Genomic DNA, 19,251 nt, shown 5'->3' on the forward strand with positions numbered 1-19,251 from the left:
TGCGGGTAAAGGACAAAGAACGGTGCGGAAAGGGCACCGTTGCCTGCCGTCTGGCAAAATCCCCTGACTCAGGCCCGCACCAGTCCGGCAGGCGTGAGCACCTGCTCGCCGTGCCAGCGGTAAGCCACCAGCTCGCCGCCCTTGGCCACGCTATAGTCGAGGCACACGGAGTGCGGCGTCAGAATCCGGGGCTCGCCGCGCAGCCAGTAGTGGCCGAAGAACACGGGCGTTTCGTCCTGGTAGTAGCCGGCGTGGGGCAGGGCGGCCACGTCCACGGGCTGGTCGGCCAGGGCGTCGATGGGTTCGAGGTAGTAGTCGTGGTAGGTGGAGGCGGCCGGGTCGCGCCACCACGCGGTGCGCACCATGGTGCGGCGGTGGCCGTCTTTGTCGAAGAAATGGTGGTCGCCGGGCAGTTTGGTTTCGTGGCCTTTCAGCGTCACTTCAATGGCCTTGAAATCGGGCGAGCCGACGCGGCTGGCCCGGAGCAGAAAGTCCGGCGTCAGGCGGGAATCGGGCAGTTCCTGCCGCAGGTAGGCAATGAAGCGGGCGTCCCAGCAGGCGTGCACCACGCGCAGCCCCGGCAGCTCCAGAAACAGCGGCAGCGTGCGAAACCACGCCAGGTAGTCGCGCCACTCCGCAAACCGCTCCTTGCTGCTGAACTCCTTGATGGTTTCCAGGTGCTGCAGAATGTGGTTGGGCCAGTGGGGCCGCAGGTGCCCTCCGCCGGGGTCAAATTCCCAAAACGCGAGGGCGTTGTATTCGTGGTTGCCCATCACGGCCAGGGCCGTGCCGCCGTCCACCATGCCGCGCACCACCTGCAGCGTCTCGCGGATGTGCGGCCCCCGGTCGATGAAATCGCCCAAAAAAATGACCTGACGCCCCACCGGGTGGCGATAAATGCCCTGCGCATCGGGAGCGTATTCCAGTTTTTTCAGCAGCCGATGCAGCTCGGCCGCGTGGCCGTGGATATCGCCAATGAGGTCGTACATGGTAGGAAAGGGATTTGAAAGAAATTAAAACGTCATGCAAAGCGCCAGCGAAGCATCGCGCGCGCAGAAGTAATTATCTACTCTTGCACGCGCGATGTTTCGCTGGCGCTCTGCATGACGTTTTTACTTGTCCGGCGAGAAGCCCGAAGTGCTACTTCAAGCGCACCAGCGTGGCACCGAAGCCAAACTTCTCTTTGCGCGCGTCTTCAAAGAACTTGATATCCTTGTTGCGGCTCAGCTGGCGGTGAATTTCCTTGCGCAGCACCCCGTTGCCCATGCCGTGGATGAAGACGATTTCGTGCATGTTGGTGGCCAGCGCGCGGCTCAGCGCATCCTCAAACGCATCGAGCTGCAGGCGCAGGATGGCGGTATTGCTCAAGTCCTCCTTGTTGTCGGGCCGCAAGGCTTCGAGGTGCAGGTCGAACTCGTGGGGCGGGGCTACTACCGGCGCAGCGGGCGCGGGCGCCGCGGCCGCTACTACCGCAGCCGGCTTGGCCGGTGCATCGCCGCTGAGCTGGGCCTTGAGCGCGGCGGCATCCACGCCGGCGGGTTTGGCCTGGGCGGCGGGAGCCGGAGCCGGGGCTTCTTCGGCGAGTTTCTCAGGTGCGATGGCGGCGGCGGCTTTTTCGTCGAGCTGGAAGAGGTAGGCTTCCTTGCCAATTACCGGCGCCGGTTTCTGGCTGCTGTAGAAGGTACTGGCCTTGAAGGCCTGACGCTTGGTGAGCAGCTCGTAGGCCGCGTCGCCGTTGAGCCTGGTGGGCAGCAGCTGAAACACCACGGCCGGCCAGGTTTCAAAATCCTTCAGGTGCAGGAAGGAGAGGGGCTTGGTGCTGGCTTTGGGGCCCAGCTTGTCGGCAGCCAGGGCGCGGTAGGGACGGGCGCTGGTTTCCTCGCCGTAGGTGTAGAGCACGTCGGCCTCGGTGTTGTTGATGAGCGTGACGGCCAGCAACTCCGGCGACTGGTGCACCAGGGCCAGGAACAGGCCCTTGGCCGCTGCCGGCTGCTTGGCGCCGGCAGTTCCGGGCACAATGCCGGCCGGCTTGGCGATGCCCGCGCCGCTGGAGGCCGCGGCGGCCAGGGCCTCCTGCAGCGAGGGCTGCGCCGGCCGGCCCGGGGCCGCGGCGGCCGGCTGGCCGGGGCGCTTGCTTTTGTCTTTTTTGCTGGCGTTGGCGTTGCGGCCGGGCGCTTGGCCGGGGCCCAGGTCGGGGGCGGCGCGGTCGAAGTTCTTGCCTTCTTCCTGGGCCACCACCACCACTTCGCGCCGCAGCACGGGGATGGTAAAATCGTTGTCGATGGCCACTTCCACCAGTTCGCTGTCGAGCAGGCGGGTAACGATTCCTTCTTCGGTGCCGGTCAGCAGCCGGACTCTATCTCCTACGTTCATAACAGTTCTAATTTGCCCGCTCCCAGGTCAGTTCTACGGCGTGAAGAACGGCTGCCAGAGGCGGGTGAGTTCGTCAAAAGTACGGGCAACGGGGGCCGCCCGGGTTTCCCTAACGGATTTTAGCCGGCCCGGGCCTATAAGTAGAGCGCGTGGAAGCCGAAACCGTTGCGTGGGTTGTATTCCAGGGCCGGGGCCGGCATGTGGAAAATGCTCAGGGCGTAGAACACCCGCTTGAGCACCACGCTGCGGGTGGGGATGCGCCGAAGGTCGACGTCGAGCGACAAGTAAAACTGGCGGTAGGGGCGCAGGCCGGCCGCCGCGTTGGTGGCGTCGTCGTTGTACACCATGTCTTCGCCGCCGTAGCCCAGGGCGGGCTGCAGCCAGCGCGGCCAGCGGTTGCCGGGCTTCAGAAAAGCGCCCACGTCGGTGCAGAGCCAATACGTCTGGCCGTTGTAGTCCTTGAGCCAACGCTCGGGTACGTTGCTGCCCAGTACGTTGGGGCGGCGCTGGGCGTAGCCGGTGAGGTGAAACGACCATTTGGGCATGATGCGGACGTCGTGCCAAGCCAGCTGCTGGGCCAGCAGGCCCGCCGAGCCCAGAAAATTGGCCGCCAAATCGGTGGCCGAGGCGCCATATTCCGGGTCGCGCCCGTCCAGGATTTCCAGCGGGCTTTGAATGGCAAACCCCACGAAAGAGCCGTACCAAATGGCTTTCTTCTCGCTCAGGCCGGCCCAGCGCAGCATGTCGACAGCGCCGCGGCTTTCCTGAAACGCGCCCCAGAAATGGCCGGCTTTGTCGAGCTGCTGCCACTCGGGCAAGTCGTTGAACCAGTGCAGCGGCACCCGCTCCCCGGTATACCAGGCGGTGGTGAGGCCCGTGTAGATGACGCCGTAGCCCACGGCCGAGCCGCCTACTAGCAAGCGCAGGCGCCGCTTGCGCATCGCCAACGAATCGGGAGACGGCGGTGCCGCCGGTTGCGGTGCGAGCAGCACGGTGCTATCGGCGCGGGTGGGAATCTGCGCGCTGGCGGCGGGCGCCAGGGCCAGTCCGCCCACGGCCCACAGCCCCATCAACAGCCAACGTCGTATGGGAACAAATGGGCAGGAAATAAACGTCATGCGGGCAAGAATCAGCCGCAAAGGTAGGCGGTTTTGCCCCACGAAGAGGCCAGAAGTTGTATCTTGCGCTATCGTTTGCACAAGGCCTTGCGCGGGGCCTTGCTGTTCCTTCATCCATCCCACCAAAAATTCCCCAATGAGAACATTTACCCGAATTACCATCCTGCTGTGCAGCCTGTTGGCCTGGACGGCGCAGGCACAGGTGGTCACCACGTCGCCAGTGTTTTTCACCGACACCACGCCCGTGACCATCACCTTCGACGCCACCCAGGGCAACGGCGCGCTGGCCAACTTCACCGGCAACGTCTACATCTGGACCGGCACCGTGACCAACCTGAGCTCCAGCAACACCAACTGGCGCAACGTGCACAGCTCCACCTTCAACCAGGCCGACCCCACGGCCCTGATGACGCGCGACGCCAGCAATCCGAACATCTACCGCATCACCTTCACGCCGCGCACCTATTACCCCATTCCGGCCGGCGAAACCCTGCTGCGCCTGGGCATGATTTTCAAGAATGCCGACGGCACCGTGGTGGGCCGGGCCGCGGGTGGCGGCGATATTTTCGTGGATGCCGCCCAGGCGGCGCTCACGGCCCGCATCACCAGCCCCAGCCCGGGCACCAACGGCAACCCGCTGTTCGTGAACCAGAACACGCAGGTGAGCGTGACCGGCGCCGCCTCGGCTTCGGCCAACCTGGCCTTTACCCTCAACGGCACCCAGGTGGCTCAGCAAGCCAACGCCACCACGCTGACGTCGAACATCACCATTTCGCAGACGGGCCGCAGCGTGGTGCGTTTCACCGCGGTGAGCGGCACGTCGCAGGCCGTCGATTCGCTGGTGTTTGTGGTGCGCCCCACGGTGGTGACGGCGGCCCTGCCCGCCGGCGCTAAGGACGGCATCACCTACCTGAACGGCGGCACGTCGGTGATTCTGAACCTGACGGCGCCGAACAAGCAGTTTGTGTACGCCATCGGCGAATTCAACAACTGGCAGACGCTCAACTCGGCCTTCATGAACCGCACGCCCGACGGCAACCGCTGGTGGGTGCAAATCAACGGCCTGACGCCGGGCGTGGAGTACGCCTACCAGTACCTCGTGGACGGGGAGCTGCGCGTGGCCGACCCGTACTGCGAGAAAATCCTGAACCCGAACGACGACCGGTTCATCCCGAGCGTGACCTACCCCAACCTGAAGCCCTACCCCACGGGCGCGACGACCGGGAACGTGTCGGTGCTGCAAACCAACCAAGTGCCCTACGTGTGGACGACGACCAATTACCAGCGCCCCAGCCGCGCCGATTTGGTGATTTATGAGCTGCACCTGCGCGATTTCGTGGCCCGCCACGACTACCAGACCCTGCGCGACACGCTCAACTACCTGAGCCGGCTGGGCGTGAATGCCATCGAGCTGATGCCCATCAACGAATTTGAAGGCAACGAGAGCTGGGGCTACAATCCCTCGTTCTATTTCGCACCCGACAAGTATTACGGCACCAAAAACGACCTAAAGCGCCTCATCGACGAGTGCCACCGCCGCGGCATGGCCGTGGTGCTCGACATGGTGCTGAACCACTCGTTCGGCCAGTCGCCGATGGTGCAGCTATATTTCGACAACGCCACCGGCAAGCCCGCCGCCAACAGCCCGTGGTTCAACCAAGACGCCACGCACCCCTTCAACGTGGGCTACGATTTCAACCACGAAAGCCAGTTCACCAAGTATTTCTCGAAGCAGGTGATGGCGTTCTGGCTGCAGGAATACAAGGTCGACGGCTACCGTTTCGACCTGAGCAAGGGCTTCACGCAGGTGAACAACCCCACCAACGTGGGGGCTTGGGGCGCTTACGACCAGTCGCGCATCAACATCTGGAAGGACTACTACGATGCCATGAAGGCTGTGGACCCCAACCTGTACTGCATTTTGGAGCACTTTGCCGATAACTCGGAGGAGCAGGTGCTGGCCAACTACGGCATGATGCTGTGGGGCAACATGAACTACAACTACAACGAAGCCACCATGGGCTACGTGAGCACCTCGAACTTCAGCGGCGGCTACTACGGCACCCGCAACTTTGCCGGCCCGAACCTGGTGACCTACATGGAAAGCCACGACGAGGAACGGCTCATGTTCAAGAACATCACCTACGGCAACCAGACCAACCCCGCCCACAACGTGCGCGACCTGAACACCGCCCTGGCCCGCACCGAAGCCGCCGCGGCTTTCTTCCTCACCGTGCCCGGCCCAAAAATGATTTGGCAGTTTGGCGAGCTGGGCTACGACATCAGCATCGACCAGAACGGCCGCGTGGGCAACAAGCCCATCCTCTGGAACTACTACCAGAACGCCAACCGCCGCCAGCTCTACGACGTGTACCGGGCCCTCATCGCGCTCAAGAAAAAGGAGCCGGTGTTTGAAAATCCCACCACCTACACGCAGTCGCTGGCTGGTGCCGCCAAGTCCATTCACCTGAGCGACGCCAACACGAAGGTCACCATCATTGGCAACTTCGACGTGACTTCCACCACCATCGACCCGGCCTTCCAGAGCACCGGCAAGTGGTACAACTACCTCAGCGGCGACAGCATCACCGTTACCAACCCCAACGCACTGATTACGCTGCAACCCGGCGCCTACGCCGTGTACACCTCGCGCCGCATCAAGAAGGCCACCCTGCTGCCCACCCGCACGCAGGCGGCCGCCGCCGTGCTGCGCCTCACGGCTTCGCCAAACCCCACCGCCAGCACCGCGCTGCTGCAGTACGAGCTGCCCACCCCGGCCGCCGTTACGATGACCGTGCAGAACCTGCTGGGCGCCACCGTGCGCACCGTGAGCACGGCCGCGCCGCAAGCCGCCGGCCCGCACAGCGTGAGCCTGCCCGTGCAAGGGCTGGCCGAGGGCGTGTACCTCGTGCGCCTCACCACGCCGCAGCACAGCCAAACCATTCGACTGGTGGTGCAGCATTAACGGGATTCACCGCAAACAAAAAGGCCGCTTTCCCAGGAAAGCGGCCTTTTTGTTTGCGGTGAGCTTGGCGGCAACTGCACGTTGCCGGGCAGCGCAGCCTACAAATCCTCTTCGTGGTACGCCACCAAATCATCGATAGGGGAGCGGATGATTTTGCCCACTTCCATGCCGTGGCTTTTGGCCACCTGCGTCAGCACGTCGCGGAAATTGTAGCCCACCGAGCCCACGCAGTTGAAGGTGTACTCCTGATAGCGCGGGTAGTGCAGCACCAGATTCTGGAAGAAAGTCTCAAAGCCTTCGAGCACGATGTCGCGGCAGTAGCTCACGTTGTTGTGGTCGTAGGCAAACTTGGCGAAGCTGGCCAGGTAGCGGTTGGGCAGCGGCTGGTTGTAGAGGCGGTCGAGGATTTCGTTGCGCGTGCCCAGCTTGTACTCTTCCTTCAGGGCTTCCTGCAGACCGTCGGGCAGCAGGCCGCGCAAATAGTCGCGCAGCAGGCGTTTGCCAAAAAACGAACCCGACCCTTCGTCGCCCAGGAAATAGCCCAGCGAGTCCACGTTGTAGGTGATTTTCTCGCCGTCGTAGAGGCAGGAGTTGGTGCCCGTGCCCAGAATGGCGGCAAAGCCCGGCTTGCGGCCCAGCAGCGCCCGGGCCGCGGCCAGCAGGTCTTCGGTCACGTGGGCCTTGGCGTTGGGAAACAGCTGGCGCAACGCCCCGGCAATGACCTCCGCCTTTTGGGCCGACGACACCCCGGCGCCGTAGAAATACACGTCGCGCACCTGGTCGCGCGGCAGGGTGTCGGGCAGGTGCTGGTTCAGCGAAGCCGCGATGCCGGCCGTGTCAATAAAATCGGGGTTGTACCCTTCGGTGTTGAAGTAAACGCGGTTGCGCGCGTCGTCAAGCTGGCACCAGCTGCATTTGGTGGAACCGCCGTCGGCAATTAGAATCATGAGAAAACGGGTTGGGAGTAGCTGCGAAAGTACTCAGGAGTTGGGGAAAGGCCGGGGAAAGTCTTGTCCCATTTGAACAAAAAAGGGCCGCTAGCAATCTAGCGGCCCTTTCCAAACGATGGCTGAACCGGACTGGCCGTTTCAGCGCATGCGTAACACAACTAACTGAGTTAGGGGGTCACCGTCACCGTACCACCCGATACACCGGCGCCCGCGCCGTTCACGGTCAGTTTCACCGTGTAAGTACCAGGGGTGGTAATGGAGAGGTTCGGACCATTGAGCGACAGGGGCGCGCCCTGGGTTAGGCTGCCGGCCCCGCCGAGGTTGATAGACCATGCCTTGTCTTTGCGGAATTTAAATTCGCCAGCGTTGAGGGCAGCGCGCGCCGTATACGCTTGGAGGGCACAGTTCCAAGTCAGCGGAATGCCGTCTTCGGAGGCGCCCCCGCTGGGCCAGCCAAGGCCGGCCGGGCCAACCAGGGCCCAGGTGTCGGCGTTGGGCGGCAAACAGGCCGGGTAGGCAGTGGCCGTAAGGGCCACCGGTGCCGACGCAAACGTGTGGTTGTCGCCACCCACCACGGCCACTACGCGGGCATACACCGGCACGGGCTTCTGGGTAGCAATGCCGATGGCGTTAAGACCATCGTTCAGGTCCTTCACCTTGATGGTTTTCGTCAGGTTGGTGCCTGCATCAAAGACTGCCGGGTAGCCGAACCCGTCGGCTGATTTGGCTATCTGCACTTGGTAAGTAACGCCCGGAGCCTTGGAGGCATCGGTGCCGCTCAGCGCGAAACTTACCGCGTTCCAGTTGTAGGTGATGATGTCGTTGGCGTCGTTGAGTTGCGTCAGCACTACCGTGTTGGTCGAGGACTTAAGCGACAGCGAAGCCGAGGGGGCAATGGTCGCCTTGTCCTCGTCCTTGTTGCACGAAGCTAGGCTCGTCAGCGCAACGGCAACGGCCAGGGCTTGAGTAAGCAAATTTTTCATATCGGAAATAACGGTTGAAAGTGAAAGCAACGGCGAGATGCTTGACAAGCTTGGGCTAGCAGTGGGGCGGCCAGGAGGAAAAAACTCCAGGCCGCCCGGAGCTAGCGTATACAGGACGATACAAAGCGCACCGCCCTGTATGCTGTCTTAGTAGCCCGTGTTCTGCTTCAGGTTGGGGTTGGCGGTCAGGTCAGAAGTGGGCAAGGGGAACAGGTTCCGGAAGTCACCCACTGCCCGGCCGGCGGCCACGCCGCCTTTCCAGGGCCACAGGTACGAGGCGCTGGTGAACTTGCCGTGCCGCACGAGGTCGGTACGACGCTGGGCTTCCCAGTGCAGCTCGCGGGCGCGCTCGTCCAGAATGAAGTCCGTGGTCATTTGCGCATCGGTGATGTCGGCAGCGGCGCTGGGGGCGTTGATGTTGAGACCAAATGCCCGACGGCGGACTTTGTTCACGTACTCAAGGCCGGTGGCCCGGGCAGCGGCGCCACGGGCGGCCGCTTCGGCGTAAATGAGCATCATGTCGGACAAACGCAGCATCGGAAAGTCAACGCTGGAGAAGTTCTGCGAACCTACGATGAGCGAACCATCCGAATTGATGTTCCGGTATTTAGTAACGCCAACGCCTTGGGTGAACTGGCTTTGGTCGTTGATTTCCAGCGTCTGCCCGCGCGTCCAGAAACGGCCACGGCGGTCAACCGTGGTGTCGGCACCCAGCAGGAAAAACTTGTCAAACAGCGCGCGGGTAGCGCGCATGCCGCCCCAGCCCGTGGTTTGGCCCACGTAGCGCTGCCAGCCGGCCGACGCCCCGTTGGTCGAGCCGTTCACCAGGAAGGTCGTGCCGCCGTAGGTGGTGGTGCGGGTAGCGTCCAGCAGAATCGACCAGATGATTTCGTTGGATGCCGGGGCCAGGTTGTTGTCGGCCAAAAAGTTGCGGCCATACGCCGAAGAAGCCGAGCTGGCTTGCGTCACCAGCGAGTACCCGCTGTTGATGACGGCTTGGGCTTCGGTCGCTGCCTTGGCGTACTGCGGCGTGCCGCTGTATACCTCAGCATTCAGGTACAGACGGGCCAGCATGCCGCTGGCTGCGGCCTGGTCCACCCGGCCGAACTCGTTGCCACGGGCAGGAGCCAGTTCCGACTTGAGCGCCAACAGCTCGCTTTCGACGAAAGCGTAGAGCTGTTGCCGGGTATTGTAGGGCGGTGCCGCTACGCCCACTTCGTTGGCTTCGGTCACAAACGGACCGCCGCCGAACAAATCGATGACGTGCATATAAGACACGGCCCGCAGGAAACGGGCTTCGGCCCGGTAGCGCTTGGCTTCCGCCACGTCGCCGGAGGGCAGGCGGCTGGTCAATTTGTCGTCCGACGACTCGCGGATGAGCTCGTTGCAGAGGCTAATTTCGTAGTAAGCCCGGTTGTAGAGACCACGCAACAGGGGGTTGTTGGCATCCCAGTTCATGTTGTGCCAGTCCTGAATGCCCGGGTCGTTCCAGGCCACCACGGCTTCGTCGGTGGTCAGCTCCTGGGCGCTCCACAACTGGCGCAGGTAGTTGCCCGTGCCGCCGTCGATGCCCTTGATGTCGCTGTCACCGTTGGCCCCGCCCAAGCTGGTGAGGGCAAACCCCCCGTAGAGCTTGCCCAACACGCTTTTGTAAGCGGCCAGGTTCACGTACACCTTGTCGGGCGTGGGCTCGTATTTGGGGGTTTGGTCGAGGTCTTTTTGACACGAGGTGGCGAGCCCGGCCAGGGCCGTGCCCAGTGCGAGGGTGATTAACCCACGGGAAAAGGAATTATTCTTCATGGTTGGTGGGAATTAGATGCCAAGGGCGATGCCCAGCGTGTAGGTACGGGCGACGGGGTAGAAGTTGCGGTCAATGCCACCGTTGATTTCGGGCTCCACGCCTTTGTACTTGGTGATGATGAACGGGTTTTGCACGTTGCCGGTGATGCGCAGCGACGAAGCGCCCAGCACTTTGCCCACGTTGTAGCCCAGCGAAATGTTCTGGCAGCGCAGGAACGAGGCGTTCTGCACGTAGTAGTCCGAAAACAGCTGCTGACGGGTGAAACCCGTGTTGCGCACGTCCGGGGAAAGGTTGTTGACAAACAGCGTCGAAGCCTGGGCGTTGGCGTAGGTGCCGCGGTCAGCGGCGTTGGCGTTATACACGTAGTTGCCGAGGTTGCTGCGCAGCGTGAAGGCCAGGAACAGCTTCTTGTAGGTCACGTTCGAGCTGAAGCCCAGCGTCACGAGGGGAGAAGGCTGCTTGTAGCGGTAAAAGTCATCGGTGGTCGTGCCGTTGCCGTTACGGTCCACGTACACGCCTTCCACGGGCCGGCCGTCGGGGCCGTACACCTGCTGGCGAACATAGAAAGCATCGGTCGGGAAGCCCACGCTGCGAATCTGAATCTGGTTGCCGGTACCACCGCCAATGTCGCCCAATTGCACGCCGGGGAAGCTGGCGTCCTGCAGGCCTAGGCTGGTGATTTTGTTAACATTGTAAGCCCCGTTCAGGTTCACGTCCCAGTTCAGGTTTTCCGAACGAATGACGCCGTAGTTCAGGCCCAATTCAATGCCGCGGTTGCGCAGCGTTCCTTGGTTGGCGTTAAGGCGGTTCACGAGGTTCGAGCCGGCGGGCACGTTCACTTCCACCAGCAGGTCGCTGGCTTTGCGCTCGTACACGTCAACGGTTGCGGTTAAGCGGTTGTCAAGGAAGCCCAGGTCCAGGCCGGCGTTGAGGGTGTTGGTGGTTTCCCAGGTCAGCACGGCATTGTAGCCCAGCGGGCCGACGATGAAGCCCGTGGCGGCATTGCCGAACAGGTACTGTGCCTCCGAGTTGCCCAGCGCGTAGCGCGGCTGCGTGTCGTAGGCCCCGCCGATTTCCTGCTGGCCCGTGCGGCCGTACCCGGCCCGCAGCTTCAGCTCCGAAATGGTGGTGTTGTCTTTCAGGAAGCTTTCGCCCTTCACGCGCCAGGCCAGGCCCAATGCCGGAAACCAGCCGCTGTTGTAGCCATTGCGGAAGCGCGAGGTCCGGTCATTGCGCAGGGTCGCCGTCAGCAGATATTTGTCCTGCACGTTCACGGTGGCTCGGCTGAAGTAGGACACCAGCACGTATTTGTTGTAGAAGCCGGGCACCGTCAGCTTAGCGTCCGGATTGACCAAGGTCGTCCGGTTCGAGCGGTAAGTGAGGAAGTTAGGGCCCTGGTCGACGAAGGTCTGGTAGGCATAGCCCCCCTGAATGTCAAACTTAGTGCCGCCAAACTGCTTGCCATAGGCCAGGTAGGCTTCAAGCAGGTTCATGTCCTTGTCTTGCACCGACGACTGGGTGTAGGAGCCGTTCAGGCCGGGATTGTTGGGTGCATCCTTGTTGTAACCACCAAAATCGGCTGGCGAAATGTCTTTGCTTCCTTTGCTGCGCGAGATGTCAAGGCCCAGGTTGAGGTTGGCCCGCAGGCCGTCCACGCCGTGCACCTTGTAGTCAAACTGCACATTGCCGATGAGGCGCTTAACCGTGCTGATGTCGTTCACGTTGTTCAGCGCCGCAACCGGGTTACCGGGGGCGTTGCCCAGCGGCCCACCCGTGGGGCCCAGGAACTGGAAGTACCCGCCGTAGCGGCCAAACTGGGCCTCGCTGGCGCGCACCGGCTGCGTGGGGTCGAAGAAGGCCGCGATGCCAATCTGGTCGTAGTTGGCGAAGCGGTTATCGAGCACGCTGCCCTTGGCGTTGATGTCGATGCGCAGGTGGTCGTCGAGCAACATGGGGCTCAGGCTGATGGAGCCCGTGTTGCGCTTCAACTTGTTGGTGATGACAATGCCTTCCTGGTAGAGGTTGCCATACGATACCCGGAACGGTACCTTGGCCACGCTGCCAATCAGGCTCACGGTGTTGTCGTAGGTGGCGGCGGTGCGGAAAATCTCGTTCTGCCAGTTGGTGTTGGCCGTGCCGAGCGTGGCTATCTGAGCAGGGGCACCGTTAGCAGTTACCAAGTCGCGGAATTCCCCCGCCGACAACGATTCGTAGCGGCGGGCCACCGTCGAAACGCCGAGTTGGGAGTTCAGTTCCACGCGCAGTTTTTCGCCCTTGAGGCCCCGCTTGGTGGTGATGAGGATAACACCACCCGAAGCGCGGTTGCCGTAAATGGCCGTGGCCGAGGCGTCTTTCAGCACGGTGAACGTTTCAATGTCGCTGGGGTTAATAAGAGTAAGCGGGTTCGAAACGCCCTTGATTTCGTTCTTATCCACGGGCACGCCGTCGATGACGTACAGCGGGTCGCTGTTGGCGTTGAGTGAGGAATTGCCGCGAATGCGGACGGTCGAAGGCGCGCCCGGCGCCCCACCGCTCGTGGTGATGCTCACCCCGGCCACTTTGCCCTGAATGAGCTGGTCGGAGTTCGTTACCTGGCCCTGCACAAACTGGCGCGAGTCCACCGTGGCCACGGCCCCGGTGATGTCTTGCCGGCGCTGCGTGCCGTAGCCCACCACCACTGCTTCGGACAGCTGGGTGGTGTTTTCGGCCAGCGAAGCGCTTACTTCAGCGTTCTGGCCGGCCACCACCGTCACGGGGCGGCGCACCGAGTTGTAGCCCACAAACGAAATCACCACCGTCTGGGGACCAGCCGGCACGTTCTGGATGGAGTACGTACCGTCCACGTTCGAAGAGCTGCCCAGCGACGTGCCCTCGATGAGGACCGTAGCGCCCGGAATGCCTTCGTTCTTGCCATCAGTGACGCGGCCGCTGATGGTACCGGTTTGTGCCTGGGCCGTTGAGGGGAAGCCGTAGGCGGCGAACAGTAGCAGAAACAGTAGTTTCGCTAGATAAGGGTGTTTCATGAAAACGGGAATTTGGTGGGAAAATGTGAGCGGGTAATGGAGTGTGTAAAAAGTATTGGGAAACAGCGAAAACGATTGGGTGCCAGTCGTCCAACAATTTACCTGAAAAAAGGCGTCAGCTTTGATGTAAGACAGCTTTCGGTCTGTATTGTTGCCGGTAGGTGGAGGCCCATGGGGCAGTCCGGGCCAATGGCGGCCTCAGGCCTAGTAGTCGGGAGCAATGGTCAGATAATCAATAACATGATGTAAAAGATGCATGCAGGAAACAAAGCCGGCCATCGGAAAGGCAAAACTAAGGTACGCAAACGTTTGCACAATGGGCCGCGAAGCACCTTTTTTTTGCAGAAATTTTGTGGGCAGTTTAGCAAAATTTCCGCCGTCACCGGCAGCGGGCCCGCAAGGCCGCCGGCGCCTGTTGCGGCACCCGTATAGGCTGGCCACGTACAACCGCCGCGCCGGCCCGGAACCGGCCAAATGACGACGGTTTGCTAATTTGGCACCTGGGCGGAGGCCAGCCACGTAAATTGAATTCTGGCGGACCTTATCTTGCGTAGCTGGCGCCGCACCGCCCTGCCAGTGCCCTTGCACCAGCACTCCTGCGTCGTTACATTTGGCTTTTCCTTAGAAAATGAAAAAGCACCTATTGCTCGTTGCCTTGCTTTTGGTGACTTCCGGGCTCAGCGTCAGTGCGCAAAGCCGTCCCGGCACGCGCAAGCCCGTTCCCAAAGGCAAAACCAAGCAGCCGGCCGGCAAAGCGGCACCCAAGCCCCCGCCGGTGTATTCGCCCATTCAGTCGCAGAGCAATGCCGACGAGCCCACTGCCCAGCCCATTGTGGTGAATAAGGTGAAGCTCAAAAAACCGGTGCTCGTGTACTATGAAGAGCCCGCCCCCGGCAAATCGGTGCAGCAGCTCATCATGTCGGAGGAAAACCTGGGCCTGCTCAAAACCCTCGACCTGGAGCACCTCATGATGCGCCGCGAGGTATTCGTCGATGGCCTCGGCAACCTGGCCTTGCCGGGCAGCGACGTGACCAAGTACCGCCTGCTGGGCACCAGCGCCGTGGCCGAAGACACGCGCCGCCCCGTGGGCGACGGCCGCAACTTCTACTCCCGCCTGAAAGTGCCTTCGTCGGGCTACTTATACGTAGTGCTCGAATCGGCTGAAGAATACCGGCATTTCGTGAAAGGCCCGCAGAAGAAAGGTTCGTTTCTGGACTTCCAGGCCAATGGCTTGCCCGGGGTCGACTCGGTGCGTGCCGTGTACACGCTGCGCAAGATGGACGCGTCCGAGCGCGGCGCCGGCACCGGCGAAACCATCCGCTAACGAATGATGCAACGACGGCTCAAACGTGCGGCGCTGCTGTTCGGCGCCTTGGTTTTGTTGTGGGGTACGGCCAACGCTCAGGTGCTGCTCAAGCTGACCCGGGTGCCCGCCACCACGCCGGCCACCGATACTCTTTTCGTGGCGGGCTCCTTTAATAACTGGAATCCGCACAGCCGCGCCCATGCCCTGCGCCGTCAAGCCGATGGCAGCTACCAGCTCGACTTGCCAACCGCCCTGGGCAGCATCGAATACAAGTTCACGCGCGGCAGTTGGCCCACGGTGGAGGTGGACGGCAAGGGCGACCAGATTGGCAACCGCACGGCCAACCTGACGGATGCCCGCGAGATAACCGCTCAAGTGCTGGCTTGGAGCGACCATAACGGGGCTGCCAAAAAGCACACCGCTACGCCGCAGGTGCGGGTGTTGTCGGCGGCGTTCAATATGCCGCAGCTGGGCCGGCAGCGGCGCGTGTGGCTGTACCTGCCCGCCGACTATGCGGCCAATCCGTCCCGCCGCTTCCCGGTGCTCTACTTGCACGACGGCCAAAACGTGTTCGACGACGCCACCAGCTTCGGCGGCGAGTGGGGCGTGGACGAAACCCTCGACCGCCTGCGCAAATCCGGGCAGGACGCCACCGGCAGCATTGTGGTGGCCATGGACAACGGCGACCAGTTTCGCTCCGACGAATACATTCCGTGGCCCAGCGCTGCCCTGCGCGACCAACCTCACCAGGGCGGGCAAGGCGGCGCCTACGTCGATTTTCTGGCCCGCACGCTCAAGCCCTATATCGACGCGCACTACCGCACCCGGCCCGATGCTGCCCATACCGGCATCGCCGGTTCCAGCCTGGGCGGGCTCATTTCGGTGTACGCGGCTTTGAAGTACCCGAAGGTTTTTGGGCGGGTGGGGGCCTTTTCGCCGGCGTTTTGGGTGTGCAACGATTCGCTACGCGCCTTTGCCAAAACGCACCCGGCGGCGCGCACGGCGCGGTTTTATTTCGTGTGCGGCACCACCGAATCGGAAACTATGCTGCCGCTCATGGCCCAATGGCGCGATGAGCTGCGCGCCGAGGGCGTGCCGGCCGACCATCTGGCTTTCTCGGCGCCGGCTGACGGTCAGCACCGCGAATGGTTCTGGCGGCGCGAGTTTCCGGCGGCCTATCGGTTCCTGTTCGGCATCAATACGTTGCCGGCAGGGGGGCGGGCGCCCGCAAAACAAGCCGGGCGCCAGTAATGACGGCATACGGTTGCAAATTTGGAGGCATCGCAACCTTATGTATGTTTTTATTGTAATGGATAACGAATAACATTGCTGCTATTTTAAAAAGGTTGCCTTATCTTTGCGACGTGCTTTTAAAAAGCAGACTTTCCCTTATGACTTCTCCTCGTACTTCTCAGGCTTGGTGGTGGCAGTTCCGAAACATCGGTCCGGCCTGCCTGTGCGCCTCGTGAAGTCAACCTGATTTTACCTGCAATCACAAAAAGCCCGGCCCCCAAGCCGGGCTTTTTTCGTTTACGCTACCTCCTTTTTCGACCTCGTGCCTTACCAACTCATCACCCGCTCCCGCCGCCTGCTCGCCGATACCGTGACGCCCGTGGGCCTGTTTCTGCGCCTGCGCGACCAGTACGCCAACTGCTTGCTGCTGGAAAGCGCCGACTACCACGGCCAGCAAAACGCCTTCAGCTACCTGGTGTGCGAGCCGCTGGCCACGTTTGAACTGCGCCGTGGCGGCGTGCTGCGCCAGTTGCTGCCCGGCATACCCGAAACCACCGAAACCCTGGCCCAGCCCCGCGAGACACTGGCCCGGCTGCGTGAATTTGCCGCTGCTGGCACGCCCGATGCCGCGGCCGAAAAGCTGCCCTTCATCAGCACCGGCCTGTTTGGCTACATGGGCTACGAGGCCGTGCAAAGCTTCGAGGACGTGCAGCTGAACCCGGAGAAGGTGCCGGCCGGCGACATTCCGCTGATTCGCTACGGGGTGTACCGCTACGTCATTGCCTTCAACCACTTCCGCCAGGAGCTGTATCTGTTCGAGCACAGCGTGGCCGGCGAGGCCCCGGCCGAAACCGACGGCCTCGACCGACTCGAAAACCTGGTGCGCCACCCCAGCGTGCCGGCCTTCGATTTCGCCACGGTAGGCGAGGAGCAGAGCAACCAGACAGATGCCGAATTTCTGGCCCGCCTCACCCAGGGCCAGGCCCACTGCCTGCGCGGCGACGTATTCCAGATTGTGCTTTCGCGCCGGTTCCAGCAGGGTTTTTCGGGTGACGAGTTCAACGTGTACCGGGCGCTGCGGTCCATCAACCCCTCGCCCTATCTGTTTTATTTCGATTACGGCGACTACAAAATCTTCGGCTCCTCGCCCGAGGCGCAGGTGTTGGTGCAGGGCCGCGAGGCCACGCTGTTCCCCATTGCGGGTACCTACCGCCGCACCGGCGACGACGCCGCCGATGCCGCCGCCGCCCAGCGCCTGGCCGCCGACCCCAAGGAAAACGCCGAACACGTGATGCTAGTGGACCTGGCCCGCAACGACCTGGCCCGCCACGGCACCAAAGTAGAAGTGCGTACGCTGCGCGAAATCCAGTTCTACTCGCACGTCATTCACCTGGTGAGCAAGGTGACGGCCGAGCTGGCCGAAAACACCGATACTCTGCAGGTGGTGGCCGATACCTTCCCCGCCGGCACCCTCTCCGGTGCGCCCAAGTTCCGCGCCCTGCAGCTCATTGATGGGCTCGAGCCCACCGCCCGCGGCTACTACGGCGGCTGCCTGGGTTTCCTGGGCTTCGATGGCAGCTTCAACCACGCCATTATGATTCGCTCGTTTCTGAGCACCGGCAACCAGCTGTATTTCCAGGCCGGCGCAGGCGTGGTGGCGGCTTCCAACACGCAGTCGGAGCTGGAGGAGGTGCACCACAAGCTGGGCGCGTTGCGCGCCGCGCTGCGGGCCGCTGAAAACGTGAAATAATTCCAGCCTGTCGCCATGAAAATCCTCGTTCTCGATAACTACGACTCCTTCACCTACAACCTAGTGCACCTGCTGCGTGAGCTCGGCCACGGCCCGAACATGACCGTGACACGCAACGACCAGCTGGCCCTCGAAGATGTCGTAGCCTACGACGCCATCCTGCTCTCGCCTGGTCCCGGCATTCCGTTGGAAGCGGGCCTGATGCCAGCCATCATCGCCAAGTATGCGCCCACCAAGCGCATCCTGGGAGTATGCCTGGGCCATCAGGGCTTGGCTGAAAGCTTCGGCGCAGAGCTTTATAACATCCCCGCCGTGCTGCACGGCGTGGCCAATGAAGCCGAAGTAACCGTAGCTGATGAGCGCCTGTTTGCCGGGCTGCCGGCGCGGTTTCAGGTGGGGCGCTACCACTCGTGGGCGGTGCGGCCCGAGTCGATGCCCGCGACGCTGGAAGTGACGGCTCGTGACGCCAACGGCGAAGTGCTGGCCTTCCGCCACCGCGACTACGATGTACGCGGCGTGCAGTTCCACCCCGAAAGCATCCTCACCGAGCACGGCGCGCAGATGCTGGAAAACTGGCTGGCGGATTAGTTGTCAGTTGTTCGTGGTCAGTTGTCAGGCAGAAGCCGACAGTTGATGATGAATGAGGCTAACAACTGACAACAATCAACTAAAACCTAAATGAAACAGATTCTCACCAAGCTTTTCGACCACCAGCCCCTGACGCATGCCGAGGCCCACGCCGCCATGTGCCAGCTGGGTGAGGGCGGGGCCAACCCGGCCGAAACGGCGGCTTTCCTGGCCGTGTACCGCATGCGGCCCATCACGGTGGCCGAGCTGGCCGGCTTCCGCCAGGCCCTGCTCGACCTCAGCCGCGACCCCGAGCTGGGTACGCACGACGTCGTCGACATCGTGGGCACGGGCGGCGACGGCAAAAACACGCTCAACATCTCCACATTGGCTTGCTTCATCGTAGCCGGGGCGGGCACCAAGGTGGCCAAGCACGGCAACTTCGGTGTGTCGTCGGTGTCGGGCGCGTCGAATGTATTGGCGCATTTCGGCTACAACTTCGAAGCCAGCCCCGACCAGCTGCGGCGGCAGCTCGACCGGGCGGGCATCTGCTTTCTGCACGCGCCGGCTTTTCATCCGGCCATGCGGCACGCCGGGCCCATCCGGCGCGAGCTGGGGCTGCGCACCTTCTTCAACATCCTCGGCCCGCTGGTGAACCCGGCCCGGCCCACGGCCCAGCTGCTGGGCGTGTTCAGCCTCGAGCTCCAGCGCCTCTACCACTACCTGATGCAGCCCACCGGCGCGCGCTACGCCGTGGTGCACGCCCTCGACGGCTACGACGAGCTGGCCCTCACCGGCCCCGCCAAGGTGGTGTCGTCGTTCGAAGGCGAGCGCCTCTTCACCGCCGACACGCTGGGCCTGCCGGCCTGCACGCCCGACGACCTGTCCGGCGGCAGCACCGTAACGGCTGCCGCCGAACTCTTCAAGCACGTGCTCGATGGGTACGGCACCGAAGCCCAGTGCAACGTGACCACCGCCAACGCCGCCCTGGCCCTGCAGTGCGCCCGCCCCGGCCTGAGCTGGGACGACGCCCTGGCCCTCAGCCGCGAGTCGCTGGGCTCGGGCGCGGCGAAAAGGGCGTTTGAAACCATGCTGGCCACCCAATAAGTAATTAAGAAATAATAAAGAGAACGTCATGCTGAGCGCAGCCGAAGCATCTCTACTGCTTCGTTGTTTAAGCAT

The 19,251-nt window shown here is 62.5% G+C and carries 13 protein-coding genes; 6 read left to right on the forward strand and 7 right to left on the reverse strand.

Going from position 1 to position 19,251, the window contains the following annotated elements; translation table 11 throughout:
- Positions 1–68 precede the first annotated feature (68 nt).
- From IC234_RS11275 to IC234_RS11285, 3 genes are all read right to left on the reverse strand, one after another.
- Positions 69–989: a metallophosphoesterase gene (locus tag IC234_RS11275; RefSeq protein ID WP_190924535.1), complete on the reverse strand. Its 921-nt coding sequence runs from the start codon at positions 987–989 to the stop codon at positions 69–71.
- 151 nt (positions 990–1,140) lie between these two features.
- Complete coding sequence (locus IC234_RS21800; protein ID WP_223827611.1) at positions 1,141–2,373, reverse strand: Smr/MutS family protein; 1,233 nt, start codon at positions 2,371–2,373, stop codon at positions 1,141–1,143.
- A gap of 134 nt (positions 2,374–2,507) precedes the next feature.
- The gene (locus IC234_RS11285) at positions 2,508–3,491 is read right to left on the reverse strand and encodes a DUF2279 domain-containing protein (RefSeq protein WP_223827612.1); all 984 of its coding nucleotides are present in this window, start codon (positions 3,489–3,491) and stop codon (positions 2,508–2,510) included.
- A gap of 136 nt (positions 3,492–3,627) precedes the next feature.
- Here IC234_RS11285 and IC234_RS11290 point away from each other — a divergent pair, with 136 nt between their 5' ends.
- Positions 3,628–6,456: a DUF4961 domain-containing protein gene (locus IC234_RS11290; RefSeq protein WP_190924537.1), complete on the forward strand. Its 2,829-nt coding sequence runs from the start codon at positions 3,628–3,630 to the stop codon at positions 6,454–6,456.
- 98 nt (positions 6,457–6,554) lie between these two features.
- Here the strand turns inward: IC234_RS11290 and IC234_RS11295 are convergent, their stop codons facing one another.
- The 4 genes from IC234_RS11295 to IC234_RS11310 all read right to left on the reverse strand — a co-directional run bounded on the left by IC234_RS11295 (position 6,555) and on the right by IC234_RS11310 (position 13,213).
- On the reverse strand, positions 6,555–7,403 hold the full coding sequence (locus IC234_RS11295; RefSeq protein ID WP_190924539.1) for an N-acetylglucosamine kinase: 849 nt from the start codon (positions 7,401–7,403) through the stop codon (positions 6,555–6,557).
- A gap of 170 nt (positions 7,404–7,573) precedes the next feature.
- Complete coding sequence (locus IC234_RS11300; RefSeq protein ID WP_190924541.1) at positions 7,574–8,389, reverse strand: SusE domain-containing protein; 816 nt, start codon at positions 8,387–8,389, stop codon at positions 7,574–7,576.
- Positions 8,390–8,536: 147 nt separating this feature from the next.
- On the reverse strand, positions 8,537–10,189 hold the full coding sequence (locus IC234_RS11305) for a RagB/SusD family nutrient uptake outer membrane protein (protein WP_190924543.1): 1,653 nt from the start codon (positions 10,187–10,189) through the stop codon (positions 8,537–8,539).
- Positions 10,190–10,201: 12 nt separating this feature from the next.
- Complete coding sequence (locus IC234_RS11310; RefSeq protein ID WP_190924545.1) at positions 10,202–13,213, reverse strand: SusC/RagA family TonB-linked outer membrane protein; 3,012 nt, start codon at positions 13,211–13,213, stop codon at positions 10,202–10,204.
- Positions 13,214–13,841: 628 nt separating this feature from the next.
- Between IC234_RS11310 and IC234_RS11315 the strand changes: the two genes are divergently transcribed.
- From IC234_RS11315 to trpD, 5 genes are all read left to right on the forward strand, one after another.
- Positions 13,842–14,537: a hypothetical protein gene (locus tag IC234_RS11315; protein ID WP_190924547.1), complete on the forward strand. Its 696-nt coding sequence runs from the start codon at positions 13,842–13,844 to the stop codon at positions 14,535–14,537.
- A gap of 3 nt (positions 14,538–14,540) precedes the next feature.
- On the forward strand, positions 14,541–15,770 hold the full coding sequence (locus IC234_RS11320; RefSeq protein WP_190924549.1) for an alpha/beta hydrolase: 1,230 nt from the start codon (positions 14,541–14,543) through the stop codon (positions 15,768–15,770).
- Positions 15,771–16,074: 304 nt separating this feature from the next.
- Entirely contained in the window at positions 16,075–17,502 is a 1,428-nt protein-coding gene (locus IC234_RS11325) for an anthranilate synthase component I family protein (protein ID WP_190924552.1), read from the forward strand.
- A gap of 15 nt (positions 17,503–17,517) precedes the next feature.
- Positions 17,518–18,090, forward strand: a complete 573-nt coding sequence (locus tag IC234_RS11330; protein WP_190924554.1) for an anthranilate synthase component II — start codon at positions 17,518–17,520, stop codon at positions 18,088–18,090.
- A 90-nt stretch (positions 18,091–18,180) separates the two neighbouring features.
- Positions 18,181–19,176 (forward strand): anthranilate phosphoribosyltransferase, encoded by a 996-nt coding sequence (trpD, locus tag IC234_RS11335; RefSeq protein ID WP_190924556.1) that lies wholly within the window; start codon positions 18,181–18,183, stop codon positions 19,174–19,176.
- The last annotated feature ends 75 nt before the right edge of the window (positions 19,177–19,251 follow it).

Origin of the sequence: Hymenobacter armeniacus (genome assembly GCF_014699055.1) — a bacterium.
Classification (GTDB): Bacteria; Bacteroidota; Bacteroidia; order Cytophagales; family Hymenobacteraceae; genus Hymenobacter; species Hymenobacter armeniacus.